Here is a 15,351-nt window from a genome sequence, read left to right as displayed (position 1 = left end):
CGAGCCCGGCCCCGCGGCCGTGGCCGCGGTCGCCCGGACCACCCCCGGCCGCAGCGACAGCGACGACCTGCTCGCCATCCTCCGCTCCCCGGAGGCGCACGCCCCGCGCAACGCCCCCCGGATCCGGCTGCTCGGCCCGGTCGACGTGGCCGGCACCCTCGGCACCGCCGAACCCGGTGCGCTGCCCCGGCTCACCGAACTCGCCGTCTACCTCGCGCTGCGCCCCGGCGCCGACCACCACGCCCTCGACCACGACCTGCACCCCGGTGCCGCGCACCTCGACCCGCACCCCACCGCCTCCGGCACCAAGAGCCCGCTCCCGGCCAAACTCGCCGACCTCGCCGCCTGGTTCGGCGACTCGCCTGAGGGCCGCGCCTACCTGCCCACCGAGGGCACCGACGGCTACTCCTTCGCCCCGGCCGTCACCTGCGACTGGGACGAGTTCCGCAGCCTCTACCGGCGCGGCATGCGCAGCACCAGCGCCACCGCCGACGCCGCTCTCGCCCACGCCCTCGCCCTGGTCCGCGGCGCCCCGTTCGCCGAGGCGCCGCCCGCCTCCTACGGCTGGGCCGAGTCCGAGCGTCAGGACATGATCGCCGCCATCGTCGACACCGCCCACGAACTCGCCGCCCGCCGTCTCCAGTACGGCGACCACCGCAGCGCCGAGGCCGCCGTCTTCCGGGGCCTCGCCGTCGCCCCGGACGTCGAACTCCTGCACCGGGACCTCTTCTACGCCTACGCCTCCGCCGGTGCCCGCGACCAACTGCTCCGGGCGGTCAACCGCCTCGACGCGTTGAGCCGCCGCACCGGCCGGGACCTGGACGCCGACACGGTCGCCCTCCTGCGCGACCTGCTGGCCGGCTCCTGAGGCCGTGTGTCGTCCGCCCGCCCGCTCCACTTCGGAGCCGGGCGGGCGGTCGGCTTCGGTCGCCGACCGCGAGTCCCGGAACGGGGTTCGGCGAGCGCGGTCAGGCCGTGCGCAGCCAGGCGCCGAGGGTGGTGAAGTCGGCGTCGGTGAGGCCGACTTGCGGGTCGACACGGTGGAGCAGAGTACGGGCCGGGTGGTGGGCCGCGACCCAGCGGCGGTCGGCTTCGGTGATCTCGTCGTCCACCCAGGCGAACGGCCGCCCAGCGGCTCGGGCAGCCAAGGTTCGTATCTTCCAGTGCAGTTGGGAGTCGCTGCCGGGGTCGTCCGCCACGGGCCAGTCCACGACGGGTAGTTGCGGCAGGCCCAGTCGGGGCGAGAGGCAGTCGTTGGCGTCCGACAACCAGGTCGTGTCCCAGACCAGTTGGCAGGGCAGGGCGAGAAGGCGCCGCCCGAGCGCCGGGTCGACCCGCGCCACCAACGGGTTGCCGTACGGGACCGGCCCCGGGTAGGTCGGGTAGCCGCCCGGGGGCGGGGCGCCGAAGGGGATGAGCGGGCCGTCGACGTCGAGGAACAGCAAGGGAAGACCGGGGCTGGGCATGGCGGCACCCTAGGGGCGGCGGGATCGGGTCGGCACGCCGATCGACGACCCGGCCTGGATCGGGCGTGCCGGGATCTCGTAGGGTTGCGCGCACGGGACGTGGTGGCAGGCACCACGATGGCAAGGGCATCAGACGCCGCGGAAGCGGCGGGGCGGGGCGGTGACCAGAAGATGGCGGAGACGACAGCTGTTTCCGGAGGTCCCGAGCCGGCCGCGGACTCGGGCCCCTGGGACGCCGTACCGCCACCGCCCTCGCGCCAGCCCTCCGAGGAGCACCCGCCCGGGCCCGCCGCGCTGTACGAGCCGCCCGCACCTCCGGCGGCGCCCCCGGTGCCGCCCGCGCCGTCCGTCGCACCGCCCGTCGCACCGCCCGTCGCACCCACCGGATGGACCCTCACCGGCCTGCCGGCCGTGGGTACTCCCGCCTCGGAGACGCCGCCGCCGTCCACCACCCCGGGCGCGGCCCCGGGCATCGCCGCCGCGGGTGCGGGTGCGGGTGCGGGTACGGGTACGGGTGGACTGGGCGCGGCGCCGCGCGGACGGATCCTGGTGATCGAGGGCGGCTACGGCAACTCCGGACGCCGCACCTGGGGGCGCGGCGGGCCGGCCCAGGCGCCCGTGCTGTCGGCGATGCTCGCCGCCGTCTCGCCGCAGGTGCTGCTCGCCGCCGACGCGGTGGACGCCGTCCACCTCCCCGGCGCCAGCGACCCGCACACCGTCCTCGCCCACCTGCGCGCCGCCTCCCTGCACCCCGGGCCGCTGCTGGTGCACCTGGGCGGACACGTCGTCGCCGACAAGCGCGGCGGCCAGTTGCAGCTCACCCTGCGCGACTCCAAGCAGGACGGCCTGCCCTGGCAGGCCATCGCCGCCGAGCTGAGCCACCGTCCGGCCGAGTGGCAGACCCTGGTCATCGCCGACCTGAGCGCCGACCAGAACGCCTGGCCGTACCTCCAGGGCACCGTCTCGCCGCTCAGCGAGGGCATCCCGCTGTGGGCGGTCGTCAGCCCGGACCCGGAGCAGATCGGCACCTTCACCCGCGCCCTGATCGAGGCGCTGCACGGCGGACGCCCGGGCGCGGGCGAGGTGCTCGCTCCGGAGCAGCTGCGGCAGCAGGTGTACTCGGTGCTGAGGCCGGACGTGGTCATCCTGGCCACGCACGCCCCGGACCGTCCGGTCTTCCGCAACACCGCCCGGCGCGGCGAGGCCCCGGCGGACTTCGTGCCGGTGGTGGACACGGTGCCGGTGACGGACGCGGTGCCGGCCGCGGATGTGGTGCCGTCGGTGCCTGCGGCGTCCGTGTCCGTACCGCTTCCGCGTCAGGCGGAGCCTCAGGAGGCGGCGGCCGAGGGGCCGGAGTCGTTCACGGTCGCGGGCGGGCCGGTGAGCCTGATCAAGCCCGGCGTGCCGCCCACCCCGCCGCGTCCGGCCCGGCCGGTCAGTCTGGTGAAGACGGGGGAGGGGCAGCCCGTCGACGCGTCGAGCGTGAGCCTGCGCAAGCCGGATTCCAGCTCCGGGGCTCCGGCCGAGGACGCCGCGCCCTCGGGAGGCGTCAGGCTGCGCAAGGGGCGGCCGGAGCCGTCGGACGCGGTCGTGGACGCGGCCGAGGACGTGGTCTCGGTCGCGGTCGTCGAGGAGGCTGCTGTGGCGGTGGAGGTCGTGGAGACGGCCGAGGTCGTCGAGGCGGTTGAGGTTGTTCAGGCTGCCAAGGAGCCCCGGGACGCCGTTCCGGCCGAGGCCCGGCCCGCTGAGCAGATTCCGACCGACGAGGTTCCGACCGACGAGGTGCCGCAGGACGCCGTCCCGGCCGAGGCGGTGCCCGCCGCTCGGCCCCGGGCGGACTACCGCGAGGTCATCGGACGGATCGTCCGCAGCGCCGACGCCGGGGACCACGCCGCCGCGACCGACCTCGCCTTCGCCCTCGAACTGGAGGCGATCGCCGAGCACGGGGCCGTGTCCGAGCCGGTCCTGCAAGTGCGTCAGGTACGGGCGCACGTGTGCCGGCTCGCTGGCCGGCCCGCCGAGGCCGCGGACATCTACCGCGAGGTGGCCCTGACGCTGCTCCGCTCGCAGGGCGCGGACCACCCGGAGACCCAGCAGGCGGCCACCAACGCCGAGGCCTGCTGGCGTTCCATCACCGACCGCGGGGAGGCGATCCGGATCGCCCCGGAGATCATCGAGCTGCGCGCCCACCTCCCGGGCCGCGAGGGCCGTAAGCTCCGCGCCGCCGAGCGTTACCTGGCCCAGCTGGCCGCCGCCCCCGCGTCGGCCGACAGCTGACGGGAGACAGAAGTCAGAAGTCAGAAGACAGAAAACAGCGGACGGATAACAGATTTCGAAATCTGTTATCCGTCCGCTGTTACTTGTCAGCTGTCAACTGCCAGCCGTCCACCGGCCGGCGGTCACCCGCCGGCCGTCAGCGGATCACCGACCGGCGATCGCGTGGACGAACTTGGCGCCGTCGATGGTGCCGAGGCCGCTGGCGAGGTCGTAGCCCTCGGCGGCGTTGTAGCCGGTGACATCGCCCCAGCCGTTGTCGCCCTGCTTGACGTCCACGATGCCGCTGTACTGGCTCGGGAGCAGGTTCAGGCCGTACAGGCGCCAGTTGAGCTGCCCGAGGCGGTACCCGGCGAGCTGGTCGGCGAGGGCGACGACGCCCGAGAACAGCGGGGCGGCCTCGCTGGTGCCGCCGGTGAGGTGCCAGCCGACCGCGGTCGGGTCGTAGGACTCGTAGGTCCAGGCGGCGCCGTCCACGGCCGCGCTCATGCTGATGTCGGGTGTGCCGCGGTGGTTGCCGGTGACGTTCGCGACGCCGGCCTGGTACCACGGGCGCTCGAAGATGCCGGACACGCCGCCGCCGCCGGCGCCGGACTTGTCGTGCCACACCTTGTCGGGCGCGGTGCGGTTGCCGTTGTCGTCCAGGGTCAGCTGGGTGCCGCCGATGGAGGTGACCAGCGGGTCCGAGGACGGCCAGGAGTTGACCTTGTACGGGTACAGGTCGGTGCCGTTGGACTGCGCGTCGGTCACGCCGTCGTCGCCGGAGGAGGCGAGCACCGTGACGTTGTGGTCGGCGGCGGCCTTGAAGGCGTAGCGCAGGTCGGTGAGCGACTTGAAGTCGCCCTTGTCGTAACCCGGGAAGGTGTTCTCGGTGGCGCCGAAGCTCTGCGAGATGACGTCGGCGCGGCCGGCCTTGATGAGGGCCTTCTCGGCGTCCATCATCTCGGGCAGGCCGGTGGTGCCCTCGGTCTCGGCCACGCCGGTCTCGACCAGGATGATGTGGGCGTCGGGGGCGATCGCGTGGGCGTACTCGACGTCCAGGGTGGTCTCGCCGGCCCAGCCGGTGTGGTCGGGGTTCTTCGGGTCGAAGACGGGGACGTTGCCCCACTTGACCACCTCGACCTGGGTGTCCTGGATGCCCCACTGCTTGTCGAAGACCTCCAGGTCGTGCTGGATGGTCGGCGAGCCGAAGGAGTCGACGATGACGATCGTGCGGCCCTTGCCGGTGATGCCCTCTTGGTACAGCGGGTTCAGGTTGTAAGCGTTCCGGTACTGGAGCGGCGAGTAGCAGTGGATGCCGATCTGGCTGACGCACTGGGTGGTGCTCAGCGGCGCGACGCGCGCCTGGGCGTTGTGGTGGCCGAAGGAGGCAGGGCGGACGTGGACGCCCGTCAGGTCGTGCGAGGGGGCGGCGGTCGCGGTGCCGACGGCCGGTACGGCGATGGTGCCGGCGGTGAGGGCGGTGGCCCCCACGGCGAGCAGAGCCAGGGCGCGGCGGAGGGTGACGGGGCTGCCCATGGGACTCCTAGGGACGCAGGGCCCGACCAGGTCCGGTCGGGTCGGTTCGGACATCCCATCGAGAGCCGCATGATCATGCCATAGTCATTTGGTGGGGTCATCCGGCTAGGGCCATGGTCATGATCGGCCACGCGAAAAGGTAAAGACCGTCCCAGGGAAAAGTAACCGTGCACCTGGGACGGCCTTGTGATGACACGTCAGTAATATGGTCGGGCTGTCTGTTTGGTTCCGCCCGAGGCCCATCGGCCCCGTCCGGTTCCCATCTACCCCGCCGGAGCCCTACCGAGCCCTACCGAGCCCCGCCGTTGACGTACAGCGTCTGCCCGCTGACGTACGAGGCGTCCTCGCTGGCCAGGAAGGCCACGACCGACGCGATCTCCTCCGGCTGACCGACCCGGCGCAGCGGCGTCCGGGTGGCGGCCTCCGCCTGGTGGTCCTCGGCCGTGCTGCCGATCCGCTCGGCGGTGGCCGCCGTCATCGCGGTGGCGATGTAGCCGGGGGCGACGGCGTTGACGTTGATGTTGAACGGCCCGAGCTCGATCGCCAGGGTCGCGGTGAGCCCCTGGATCCCGGCCTTGGCGGCCGCGTAGTTGGCCTGGCCCCGGTTGCCGAGCGCGGAGCGGGAGCTGAGCGAGACGATCTTCCCGTACTTCTGCGCCACCATGTACTTCTGCGCGACGTGGCTGCAGTTGTACGCGCTGGTCAGGTTGACCGTCAGGACCGCGTCCCAGTCGGCCTTGGGCATCCGGAAGAACAGGTTGTCCCGGGTGATCCCGGCGTTGTTCACCAGGATGTGCAGCCCGCCGAGGTCCGCCGCGATCCGCGCGAACACCGCCTCGACGGCGTCGTAGTCGGCCACGTCGCAGCCGTACGCCCGGGCGGTGCCGCCCTTGGCGGTGATCTGGGCGACCGTCCCGGCCGCCCGCTCGGCGGTCAGGTCGACCACGGCGACCGCCGCGCCCTCCTCCGCCAGTCGACGGGCGGTGGCCGCGCCGATGCCCTGGGCCGCGCCGGTCACCACGGCGACCTTTCCTGCGAAACGGGTCACGTGAACTCCTTCGAAGAGTGGGGTGACGGATGGCAGGCGACAGCTGACAGGCAACGGATGACAGATGACAGATTTCATCATCTGTTATCCGTCATCTGTTATCCGTCATCTGTCATCCGTCGGCTGAAGTCTGTTCCCTGCCATCCGTCATTCGTTCGCTGTCCGACGGCCCTCGTCCGGCGTTCGCCGGGCAGACATCCCCGCCGGACGTTCGCCGCCGGACGTCCGCCGTCAGGCGTTCTCGACCAGCACGGCCGTACCCTGCCCCACGCCCACGCACATCGTGGCCAGGCCGCGCCGGGCGCCGGTGCGGCGCATCCGGTGCAACAGGGTGGTGAGGATGCGGGCGCCCGAGCCGCCCAACGGGTGGCCCAGGGCGATCGCCCCGCCGCTCGGGTTGACCACCCGGTCGGCGTGCTCCGGGTCGAACCCGATGCCGTCGGCGGAGGCCAGCGCCTGGGCGGCGAACGCCTCGTTCAGCTCGGCGGTGTCCAGCTCGGCGAGCGTCCAGCCGGCTCGCCCGAGCACCTTCGCCGTCGCCGGCACCGGCCCGATGCCCATGACGTCCGGGTGCACCCCGGCCGAGGCCCCGGCCACGTACCGGCCCAGCGGCTGCAACCCGAGGTCGCGCAGCGCCTCCTCGCTGACCAGGACCAGCCCGGCCGCGCCGTCGTTCATCGGCGAGGCGTTGCCGGCCGTGACCGTGCCGCCCGGGCGGAAGGCCGGCTTGAGCCCGGCGAGCTTCTCCAGGCTGGTGTCCTCGCGGATGCCCTCGTCCTGGCTCACCGTCACCCCGTCCGGCCGCACGACCGGGATCAGCTCGGCGTCGAAGTGCCCGTCCTTGCGCGCCGCGGCGGCCCGCTGGTGGCTGCGCAGGGCGAAGGCGTCCTGGCGCTCGCGCCCGATGCCGTACCGGCTCGCCACCTCCTCGGCGGTCTCGCCCATGCTGAGCACGCCGTGCAGTTCGGCCATCCGCGGGTTGGTGAGCCGCCAGCCGAGCCGGGTGTCGTAGGTCTCGATCCGGTGCGGCAGCGCCTCGTCGGGGCGGGGGAGGACGAAGGGGGCGCGGGTCATCGACTCGCAGCCGCCGGCCAGCACCACGTCGGCCTCGCCGGAGCCGATCGCCCGGGCCGCGAGGGTGACGGCTTCGAGGCCGGAGGCGCAGAGCCGGTTGACGGTGGCTCCGGGGACGCTCTCCGGCAGGCCGGCCAGCAGGACGGCCATCCGGGCGGCGTTGCGGTTGTCCTCGCCGGCCTGGTTGGCGGCGCCCCAGTAGACGTCGTCGATCCGGGCCGGGTCGAGGGCGGGTGCGTCGGTGAGCAGGGCGCGCAGCACGGTGGCCGAGAGGTCGTCCGGGCGGACCGTGGCGAGCGCGCCGCGCAGCCGGCCGATGGGTGTGCGGCGGGCTGCGGCGAAGTAGACGGGGCGCACGTCGTGCTCCTTATCAGGGGTGAAGGGTCAGAACGCGTTGACGCCGGTCAGCGCGCGCCCGATGAGCAGTTGGTGGATCTGGCTGGTGCCCTCGTAGAGGGTCATCACCCGGGCGTCGCGCAGGTACTTGCCGACCGGGTACTCGTCGATGAAGCCGTAGCCGCCGAACACCTGGAGCGCGTTGTTGGCGGCCCGGACGGCGGCCTCGCTCGCGTGGAGCTTGGCGATGGAGGACTCGGTGGCGAAGGGCAGGCCGCGTTCGATGTGGTCGGCGACCTTCCAGGTGAGCAGCCGGGCCGCCTCGACGTCCACCGCGATGCCGGCCAGCAGCTCCTGGACGAGTTGGTGCGAGGCGATCGGCCGGCCGAACTGCTCGCGCTCGCCGGCGTAGCGGACGGCGGCCTCCAGGCAGGCGCGGGCGATCCCGACGCACCCGGCCGCGACCGACATCCGGCCCTTGGCCAGCGCGGCCATCGCCACCGTGAAGCCCTTGCCGACCTCGCCGAGCCGGGCGCTGTCGGGCACCCGGACGCCGTCCAGCGCGAGCTCGGCGGTGGCCTGGCCACGCAGGCCGAGCTTGCCGTGGATCTCGGTGCGGGTGAAGCCGGGCAGGTCGGTCGGGACGAGGAAGGCGGTGATGCCCCGGTGGCCCTGCTGGTCCGGTTCGCTGCCGCCGGTACGGGCGAAGACCAGCGCGACGTCCGCCCAGGTGCCGTTGGTGATGAACATCTTGGCGCCGCTGATCAGCCAGTCCGAGCCGTCCCGGACGGCTCGGGTGGTCAGGTTGGCGGCGTCCGAGCCGGTGCCGGGCTCGGTGAGCGCGAAGCAGGCGAGCGCCTCGCCCGAGGTGAGCCGGGGAAGCCAGTACCGCTTCTGCTCCTCGGTTCCGTAGCCGTTGATCGACTTGCCGACCAGGCCGAGCGAGACCGAGACGATCCCGCGCACGGCCGAGTCACCGCGCCCGAGCTCCTCCAGCACCAGGCAGTACGCGAGGTGGTCGCCACCGCTGCCGCCGTACTCCTCGGGGATGGTCAGGCCGAGGAAGCCGAGCTTCGCCAGCTTGCCGATGATCGCGCGGTCGACGGACTCGACGCGGTCCCACTCGGCGGCGTACGGAACGATCTCGCGGTCGGTGAAGGCGGCGGCGAGGTCCCGGACTGCGGTCTGCTCGTCGGACAACTCCAGGTTCACGGGGGTGCCACCTCGTTAAACTAGCGCTGCAAGTTTTATGTGGACTGTAGACCCGACCCACCCGCGCTGGGAAGGGGCACCTGCCAGAATCGTCCTCACCCCACCCGACCGGAGGTAGCGACCCGATGGCCCGCCCGCGCACCCCGCTGCTCAGCCGTGAGCGCATCGTCACGGCTGCCCTGCGGCTGATCGACGACGAGGGGCTGGAGGCACTCTCCACCCGTCGCCTCGCCACCGAGCTGTCGGTCAGCGGGCCCTCGCTCTACAACCACTTCGCCACCAAGGACGAACTGCTGGACGCGGTGGTGGACAGCGTCATCGGCGAAGTCGACTTGTCGATGTTCGATGCGCGGAGCGACCAGGTCAACCCCTGGCCGGAGGCGCTGCGCGACTGGGCCCGCTCCTACCGCGCCGCGCTCGCCGCCCACCCCAACATCGTTCCGGTGCTCGCCCAGGGCCCGGGTCGTCGGCCCAACGCGCTGCGCCTGGCCGACGCCGTCTTCGGGCACCTGGTCGAGTCCGGGTGGCCGCGCGGCCAGGCCACCCGGATCGGCGCGCTGATGCGCTACTTCGTCACCGGCTCCGCGCTGGCCTCCTTCGCGGCCGGGTTCCCGGCGGACGCCGAGGTGTACGACGCGGCCGACTACCCGCACCTCGGTGAGGCGCACCGGCTGGCCGGGCACCGGGGGACGGTGGACGAGGGCGCGTTCGAGACCGGGCTGGAGGCGCTGCTGGACGGACTCGTCCTGCGCTTCGAGCGCCTGTCCGCGCGTTCGTCGTAAGCCCGGCCGTCCGGCCCGCGCTTCTTCGTAACCCCGGCGTCCGGCCCGGGCGTTCTTCGTGGCCCCGGCGTCCGGCCGCCGCTACCAGGGCTCGCGGGCTACGAAGGCCGGCCGCTGTTCCGGGTCCACCGGGTCGTAGTACCGGTGGTAGACCGGCGTCAGTCCGCCGGAGACCGGGGGCACGATCCAGCTCCAGTCCGCCGGGGTCGGCCGGCCGAGCCGCCGCTCCCGGGCGACGTGCTTGAGGAAGCGCTCCGACTCGGTGTGGTGATCGGCGATCGTCACCCCGGCCTCCTGGAAGGAGTGCAGCACCGCGACGTTGAGCTCGACCAGCGCGCGGTCCCGCCAGAGCGTGCGCTCGCTGGAGGTGTCCAGGCCCAGCCGTTCGGCGACGGTGCCGAGCAGGTCGTAGCGGTCGGCGTCGGCGAGGTTGCGGGCGCCGATCTCGGTGCCCATGTACCAGCCGTTGAACGGCGCGGTGGGGTAGCGGACGCCGCCGATCTCCAGGGTCATGTCGCTGATCGCGGGCACCGCGTACCAGCGCAGCCCGAGTTGCGCGAACCAGCCGTGCTCGGGGTGGCTCAGCGGCACCTCCAGCGTGGCGTCCTCCGGTACGTCGTACCGGGCGGGCCGCGAGTCCGGGCGTTCCTGGATCAGCAGCGGCAGCACCTCGAAGCGCTCCTGGGCGCACTTCCAGCCGAGGTCACGGGCCCGGTCGGCGAGCGCGGTGCCCGCCGGGTCGCCGACCACGGTGCCGTCGACCAGGTGCCCGGCGTAGCGGACCAACTGCTGGTTGAGGATGCGCGCCGCGGGGCGGCCGGGGCGGTCGGGGGCGAACACCGAGATCACCGGGCGGATCCGGCCGCCGTTGCCCGCCAGTCGCAGGTGCTCGAAGCACTCGGCGGCGATGTCCTCGGCGGAGGAGAGGTGGCGCAGGTCGCGGACGACCAGGCTGCGCCAGTACAGCCGGCCGATGCAGCGGGCGGCGTTGCGCCAGGCGAGCTTGGCGCCGTAGGCGAGTTCGGAGGGGGTGTGCCGGTAGCTGCCGGTGCGGTCGATCTCGTCCAGGACGGCGCGCAGCCGTATCTCCGGGTCGCCTGCGGCGGGCTGCTCGTGGTGGAACTGGCGGACGAACTCGGCGGCCCGGTCCGGGTCGGTGAACGGTGGTGGTGTGGGCGGTGGTTGCTGGCCGGACAGCGGTACGGCCGGGGGAGCGGCCGTCGGTACGGCCGGGGGCTCCCGGTGCGCCGGTGCCGGCCCGTGGGCGTGGGCGTGGGCGTACGGGCAGCCGCCGCTCGGAGCGGTGGCGGTGGCGGTGGCAGTGGCGGTGCTGCGGGCACTGTGGGCGCGAAGCCGGTTGAAGATCAAGGACTCATCCCTCCTGCCGCACAGGAGTACCGGAGGTGTCCGGCCCACCGCAGAGGGTGAACGATTCGGCCCCCGCACCCGCGCGGATCGCGCTAGGGTGCGGGGGCCGAAGGTCAGACTGTCGGATCAGCCGATGTTCGGCCGTCAGCCCATGTCCTCCAGCCGGACGCCCTTGGTCTCCTTCATGAACTTGGCCACGAAGACGATCGACAGCGCCGCGAAGGCCGCGTACACCAGGTAGGTCGCCGAGAGGTTCCAGCGCGACAGCGACGGGAACGAGACGGTGATCGCCCAGTTGGCGATCCACTGCGCGGAGGCGGCGACGGACAGCGCGGCGGCGCGGATCCGGTTCGGGAACATCTCGCCGAGCATCACCCAGACGACCACGCCCCAGGACATCGCGAAGAACAGCACGAAGGCGTTGGCGGCGATCAGCGCGACGGTGCCCTGGAGGTCGGGCAGTGAGACGTTGTCCCCACTGCCGGTGGCCGAGGCGAACGCCCAGCCGGCCGCGGCGAGCGAGATCGCCATGCCGGTCGAGCCGATCAGGGCGAGCGGCTTGCGGCCGATCCGGTCGACCAGCAGGATCGCGACCACGGTGCCGAGGATGTTGATGACCGAGCCGATGAAGCTGATCATCAGCGAGTTGCTCTGGTCGATGCCGACCGACTGCCACAGGATCGACGAGTAGTAGAAGATCACGTTGATGCCGACCAGCTGCTGGAACACCGACAGGCCGATGCCGACCCAGACGATCGGCAGCAGGCCGAACCGGCCGCCCAGCAGGTCGCGGAAGCGCGGGCGGTGGTCGGAGGCGATCAGCCCCTGGACCTCGGCGATCCGGGCGTCGGTGTCGACGCCCTCGCCCTCGACCTGGGCGAGCACCTTGCGGGCGTCGTCCAGTCGCTCGGCCTGGATCAGGTAGCGCGGGGACTCGGGGATCATCGAGGACAGCGTGAAGTAGACCGCGGCCGGGACCACGCAGATGCCGAGCATCCACTGCCAGGCCTCCAGGCCGAGCAGGTGGCCGCGGGTCTCGCCGCCGGCCGCCTGCGCCAGCAGCCAGTTGACCAGCTGGGATATCGCGATGCCGAGTACGATCGCGGCCTGCTGGAAGGATGCCAGCCGGCCGCGGTACTTGGTCGGCGCGACCTCGGCGATGTACGTCGGGGCGATCACCGACGCGATGCCGATGGCCGCGCCGCCGAGCACCCGCCAGAGGGCGAGGTCCCAGGCGGAGAACGGCAGCATCGAGCCGATGGCGCTGACCGCGAACAGCAGCGCGCCCGCCTTCATGACCTTGATGCGGCCGTAGCGGTCCGCGAACCGGCCGGCCAGCGCGGCGCCGACCGCCGAGCCCAGCAGCGCCGAGGAGACGATCAGGCCGGTCACGCCGTCGCCGACACCGAACTTCTCCTGGATGCCGGAGACGGCGCCGTTGATCACGGAGCTGTCGTAGCCGAACAGGAATCCGCCGAGGGCCGCGGCGGCGGTGATGAAGACGACGAAGCCGAGGCGGCCGGGCGCGGTGGCCGCGGCCGCCCCGGAGGGCTTCTGGGTGACGCTCACGATCTTGACTCCTGGTACTCAACGCTGAGCTCGGTAGCCGAGATCGTAACCCCTATTCGTTCAAGCCTTGTACATGTGGAAGCTCAAGTTTTGCTCTGAGAATTCGTAAAGTGAACAAGCAAATTGACGCTTCCCGGGGCTCGGCGCTCCCGTCGCCCGTGGCCTTCCGGGCCCCGGTTCAGGCCGGGGCCGAGAGGGACAGTCCGAACCGGGCCTCCCGGTCCGTCCACCAGTGGGTCATCCGCAGCCCGGCCGCCAGCAGTTCCTCGGCCACCCGCTCGCGGCGGAACTTGGCCGACACCTCGGTGCGCAGTTCCTCGTCCCGGTCGAAGTGCACCGGCAGGTCCAGGGCCGGGATCTTCACGGTCTGCGAGCGCAGCGAGCGCAGCCGCATCTCGATCCACTCCTGCTCGGCGTCCCAGAGCGCGACGTGCTCGAAGGCCGTCGGGTCGAAGTCGGCGCCCAGCTCGCGGTTGAGCACGTTGAGCACGTTGCGGTTGAACTCGGCCGTCACCCCGGCGCTGTCGTCGTAGGCGGCGACCAGCACCTCCGGGTCCTTGACCAGGTCGGTGCCGAGCAGCAGGAAGTCGCCCGGGTCGAGGGCGGCGCGCAGGCCGCGCAGGAACTCCGCCCGCTCGCGCGGCAGCAGGTTGCCGAGGGTGCCGCCGAGGAAGGCGACCAGGCGCGGACCGCCCTCCGGGGGCAGGCCGAGCCGGGTGGTGAAGTCGGCCAGCACGCCGTGCACGCCCAGCCCGGGGTACTCGGCGGCGATCGCGGCACCGGCCCCGGTCAGGGCGCTCTCGCTGACGTCCACCGGGACGTACGTCTCCAGGGTGCCGAGCGCGCGCAGCGCGTCCAGCAGCAGCCGGGTCTTCTCGGAGGAGCCGGAGCCCAGTTCGACCAGGGTGCGGGCCCGGGTGACGGCGGCGATCTCGCCGGCCCGGGCGGTCAGGATGGCCCGCTCGGCGCGGGTCGGGTAGTACTCGGGCAGTCGGGTGATCTCCTCGAACAGCTCGCTGCCCCGCGCGTCGTAGAACCACTTCGGCGGCAGCCGCTTGGGTTCGGAGGTCAGGCCGGTCTGCACGTCGTGGCGCAGCGCGGTGCTGAAGTGGTCGGCGGGCAGCAGTCGGGTGAGATCGAATGTGTCCATGACAGGGTGGTTCCTCTGTTCAGAAAGTGAAGGGAGAGTGGTGGGTCAGTAGTGACTGGGGAGCGGGCGGACGGTGACGCCCCGTCCGTCCGCGAGCAGCAGGGAGCCGTCCGGGACGGCCGTCCAGCCCGGGTCGTCGTCGTAGGGCTCGGAGGCCACCACCGTGCCGAGGCCGGGCAGGGTGCGGTGGTGCAGGGTGTCTCCCCAGGTGGTCGCCGCGATCGCGGTGCCGTCGGTGAGCAGGAGGTTGAGCCGCCCGGTGGCGTGCGCGGCGACGTCCGCGACGGTGCCCGCCAGGGCCTCGTCCAGGCCGGCCCCCCGACGCAGTCGGTGCAGGGTGAGCGCCCACAGCAGCGCCGAGTCCGAGCGGGCCTCCAGCTCCAGCAGCTCGGCGGGCGGGAGCAGGGCGGCGAGGCCGTCCAGCTTCCCGGGCCAGCCGGCCACCGCGCCGTTGTGGCTGAACAGCCAGCGTTCGGCGGCGAACGGGGCGGCCGCGCTCTCGCCCGCCGCGCACCCCTCGGTCGCGGAGCGGACGGCCGCCAGCAGCGCCCGGGTGCGGACCACCCGGGCGAGGTCGGCGAAGGTCGCGTCGGCCCAGATCGGCCCGGCCCGGCGGTAGCGGGCGGGCACCTGGTCGCCGTCCGCGTACCAGCCGAGGCCGAAGCCGTCCACGTTGACCGTGCCGTGCCGCTGCGTCCGGGGCGCCCAGGACTGCCGGTACAGCGCGTACGGCGGGTGCACCAGCAGATCCTGCGGCGCCACCGGCTCGCCCAGGTAGGCGATGTGACGGCACATCAGACCGACTCCAGGCTACGGGCGGTGCGGAAGCCGGAGAAGATCTGCCGCCGGATCGGGTAGTCCCAGTTGCGGAAGGTCCCTCGGCAGGCGACCGGCGCCACCGCGAAGCAGCCGCCGCGCAGCACCTTGTACTCGGGGCCGTAGAAGACCTCCGAGTACTCCTTGTACGGCCACGCCCGGAATCCGGGGTAGGGGTGGAAGTCGCTGGCCGTCCACTCCCACACGTCGCCCATCAACTGGCGGACGCCGTACGGGGACTGGCCCTCCGGGTAGCTGCCGGCCGGGGCCGGGCGCAGGTGGCGCTGGCCGAGGTTGGCGTGCTCGGAGCCGGGCGGCCCGTCGCCCCAGGGGTAGCGGCGCGAGCGGTCGGTGACCGGGTCGTGCCGGGCCGCCTTCTCCCACTCCGCCTCGGTCGGCAGCCGTCGGCCGGCCCACCGGGCGTAAGCGTCGGCCTCGTACCAGCTGACGTGCAGAACCGGCTCGTTCGGCGGCACGGGTTCGACCGTGCCGAAGCGGCGGCGCAGCCACTCGCCGTCCTGTCGCTTCCAGAACAGCGGGGCGGTCAGGCCGGCCCGCTGCCGGTGCTCCCAGCCGTCCTGGGTCCACCAGCGGGGGTCGTCGTAGCCGCCGTCGGCGATGAAGCGCTGGTAGGCGGCGTTGGTGACCGGGGTGGTGTCCAGGAAGTAGGCCGGCAGGTCGACGGCGTGCGCCGGGCGCTCGTTGTCCAGTGCCCACGGCTCGGTGTCCGTACCCATG

At 72.8% G+C, this 15,351-nt stretch carries 13 protein-coding genes; 3 read left to right on the top strand and 10 right to left on the bottom strand.

Going from position 1 to position 15,351, the window contains the following annotated elements:
* Positions 1-868 (top strand): bacterial transcriptional activator domain-containing protein (locus tag J0670_RS11335; RefSeq protein WP_207811364.1); only part of this gene is annotated, 868 nt, incomplete at its 5' end.
* 100 nt (positions 869-968) lie between these two features.
* Here the strand turns inward: J0670_RS11335 and J0670_RS11330 are convergent.
* Positions 969-1,466 (bottom strand): HAD domain-containing protein, encoded by a 498-nt coding sequence (locus J0670_RS11330; protein WP_207811363.1) that lies wholly within the window; start codon positions 1,464-1,466, stop codon positions 969-971.
* A gap of 171 nt (positions 1,467-1,637) precedes the next feature.
* On the opposite strand from J0670_RS11330, the gene J0670_RS11325 reads away from it, so the two are divergent.
* Positions 1,638-3,743 (top strand): hypothetical protein, encoded by a 2,106-nt coding sequence (locus J0670_RS11325; RefSeq protein ID WP_207811362.1) that lies wholly within the window; start codon positions 1,638-1,640, stop codon positions 3,741-3,743.
* Between the two features lie 144 nt (positions 3,744-3,887).
* Here J0670_RS11325 and J0670_RS11320 read toward each other — a convergent pair whose 3' ends face one another.
* The 4 genes from J0670_RS11320 to J0670_RS11305 form a co-directional block, all read right to left on the bottom strand.
* The gene (locus J0670_RS11320) at positions 3,888-5,258 is read right to left on the bottom strand and encodes a S8 family serine peptidase (protein ID WP_243436863.1); all 1,371 of its coding nucleotides are present in this window, start codon (positions 5,256-5,258) and stop codon (positions 3,888-3,890) included.
* Between the two features lie 289 nt (positions 5,259-5,547).
* Positions 5,548-6,306: a 3-oxoacyl-ACP reductase FabG gene (gene fabG, locus J0670_RS11315; protein ID WP_307806479.1), complete on the bottom strand. Its 759-nt coding sequence runs from the start codon at positions 6,304-6,306 to the stop codon at positions 5,548-5,550.
* Positions 6,307-6,537: 231 nt separating this feature from the next.
* Complete coding sequence (locus tag J0670_RS11310) at positions 6,538-7,737, bottom strand: acetyl-CoA C-acyltransferase (RefSeq protein ID WP_207811361.1); 1,200 nt, start codon at positions 7,735-7,737, stop codon at positions 6,538-6,540.
* Positions 7,738-7,764: 27 nt separating this feature from the next.
* Positions 7,765-8,928 (bottom strand): acyl-CoA dehydrogenase family protein, encoded by a 1,164-nt coding sequence (locus J0670_RS11305; RefSeq protein ID WP_207811360.1) that lies wholly within the window; start codon positions 8,926-8,928, stop codon positions 7,765-7,767.
* Positions 8,929-9,053: 125 nt separating this feature from the next.
* Between J0670_RS11305 and J0670_RS11300 the strand changes: the two genes are divergently transcribed.
* Positions 9,054-9,710: a TetR/AcrR family transcriptional regulator gene (locus tag J0670_RS11300; RefSeq protein WP_207811359.1), complete on the top strand. Its 657-nt coding sequence runs from the start codon at positions 9,054-9,056 to the stop codon at positions 9,708-9,710.
* A gap of 81 nt (positions 9,711-9,791) precedes the next feature.
* Here the strand turns inward: J0670_RS11300 and J0670_RS11295 are convergent, their stop codons facing one another.
* From J0670_RS11295 to J0670_RS11275, 5 genes are all read right to left on the bottom strand, one after another.
* Positions 9,792-10,907, bottom strand: a complete 1,116-nt coding sequence (locus J0670_RS11295) for a nitric oxide synthase oxygenase (RefSeq protein WP_243436865.1) — start codon at positions 10,905-10,907, stop codon at positions 9,792-9,794.
* 315 nt (positions 10,908-11,222) lie between these two features.
* Positions 11,223-12,650, bottom strand: a complete 1,428-nt coding sequence (locus J0670_RS11290; RefSeq protein ID WP_207811365.1) for a sugar porter family MFS transporter — start codon at positions 12,648-12,650, stop codon at positions 11,223-11,225.
* Between the two features lie 175 nt (positions 12,651-12,825).
* Positions 12,826-13,797, bottom strand: a complete 972-nt coding sequence (gene egtD / locus J0670_RS11285) for an L-histidine N(alpha)-methyltransferase (RefSeq protein WP_207811358.1) — start codon at positions 13,795-13,797, stop codon at positions 12,826-12,828.
* A 45-nt stretch (positions 13,798-13,842) separates the two neighbouring features.
* A complete protein-coding gene (gene egtC, locus J0670_RS11280) occupies positions 13,843-14,592 on the bottom strand; it encodes an ergothioneine biosynthesis protein EgtC (protein ID WP_207811357.1) in 750 nt (249 codons plus the stop codon).
* Positions 14,592-15,351 (bottom strand): SUMF1/EgtB/PvdO family nonheme iron enzyme (locus J0670_RS11275; RefSeq protein WP_207811356.1); only part of this gene is annotated, 760 nt, incomplete at its 5' end. The genes egtC and J0670_RS11275, both read right to left, overlap by 1 nt.

Origin of the sequence: Streptomyces sp. FH025, from assembly GCF_017427025.1 — a bacterium.
In the GTDB taxonomy this organism is placed as follows: Bacteria; Actinomycetota; Actinomycetes; order Streptomycetales; family Streptomycetaceae; genus Kitasatospora.
Note: the sequence above shows the minus strand (reverse complement) of the source record. Positions and strands in the feature narration are given on the sequence as shown.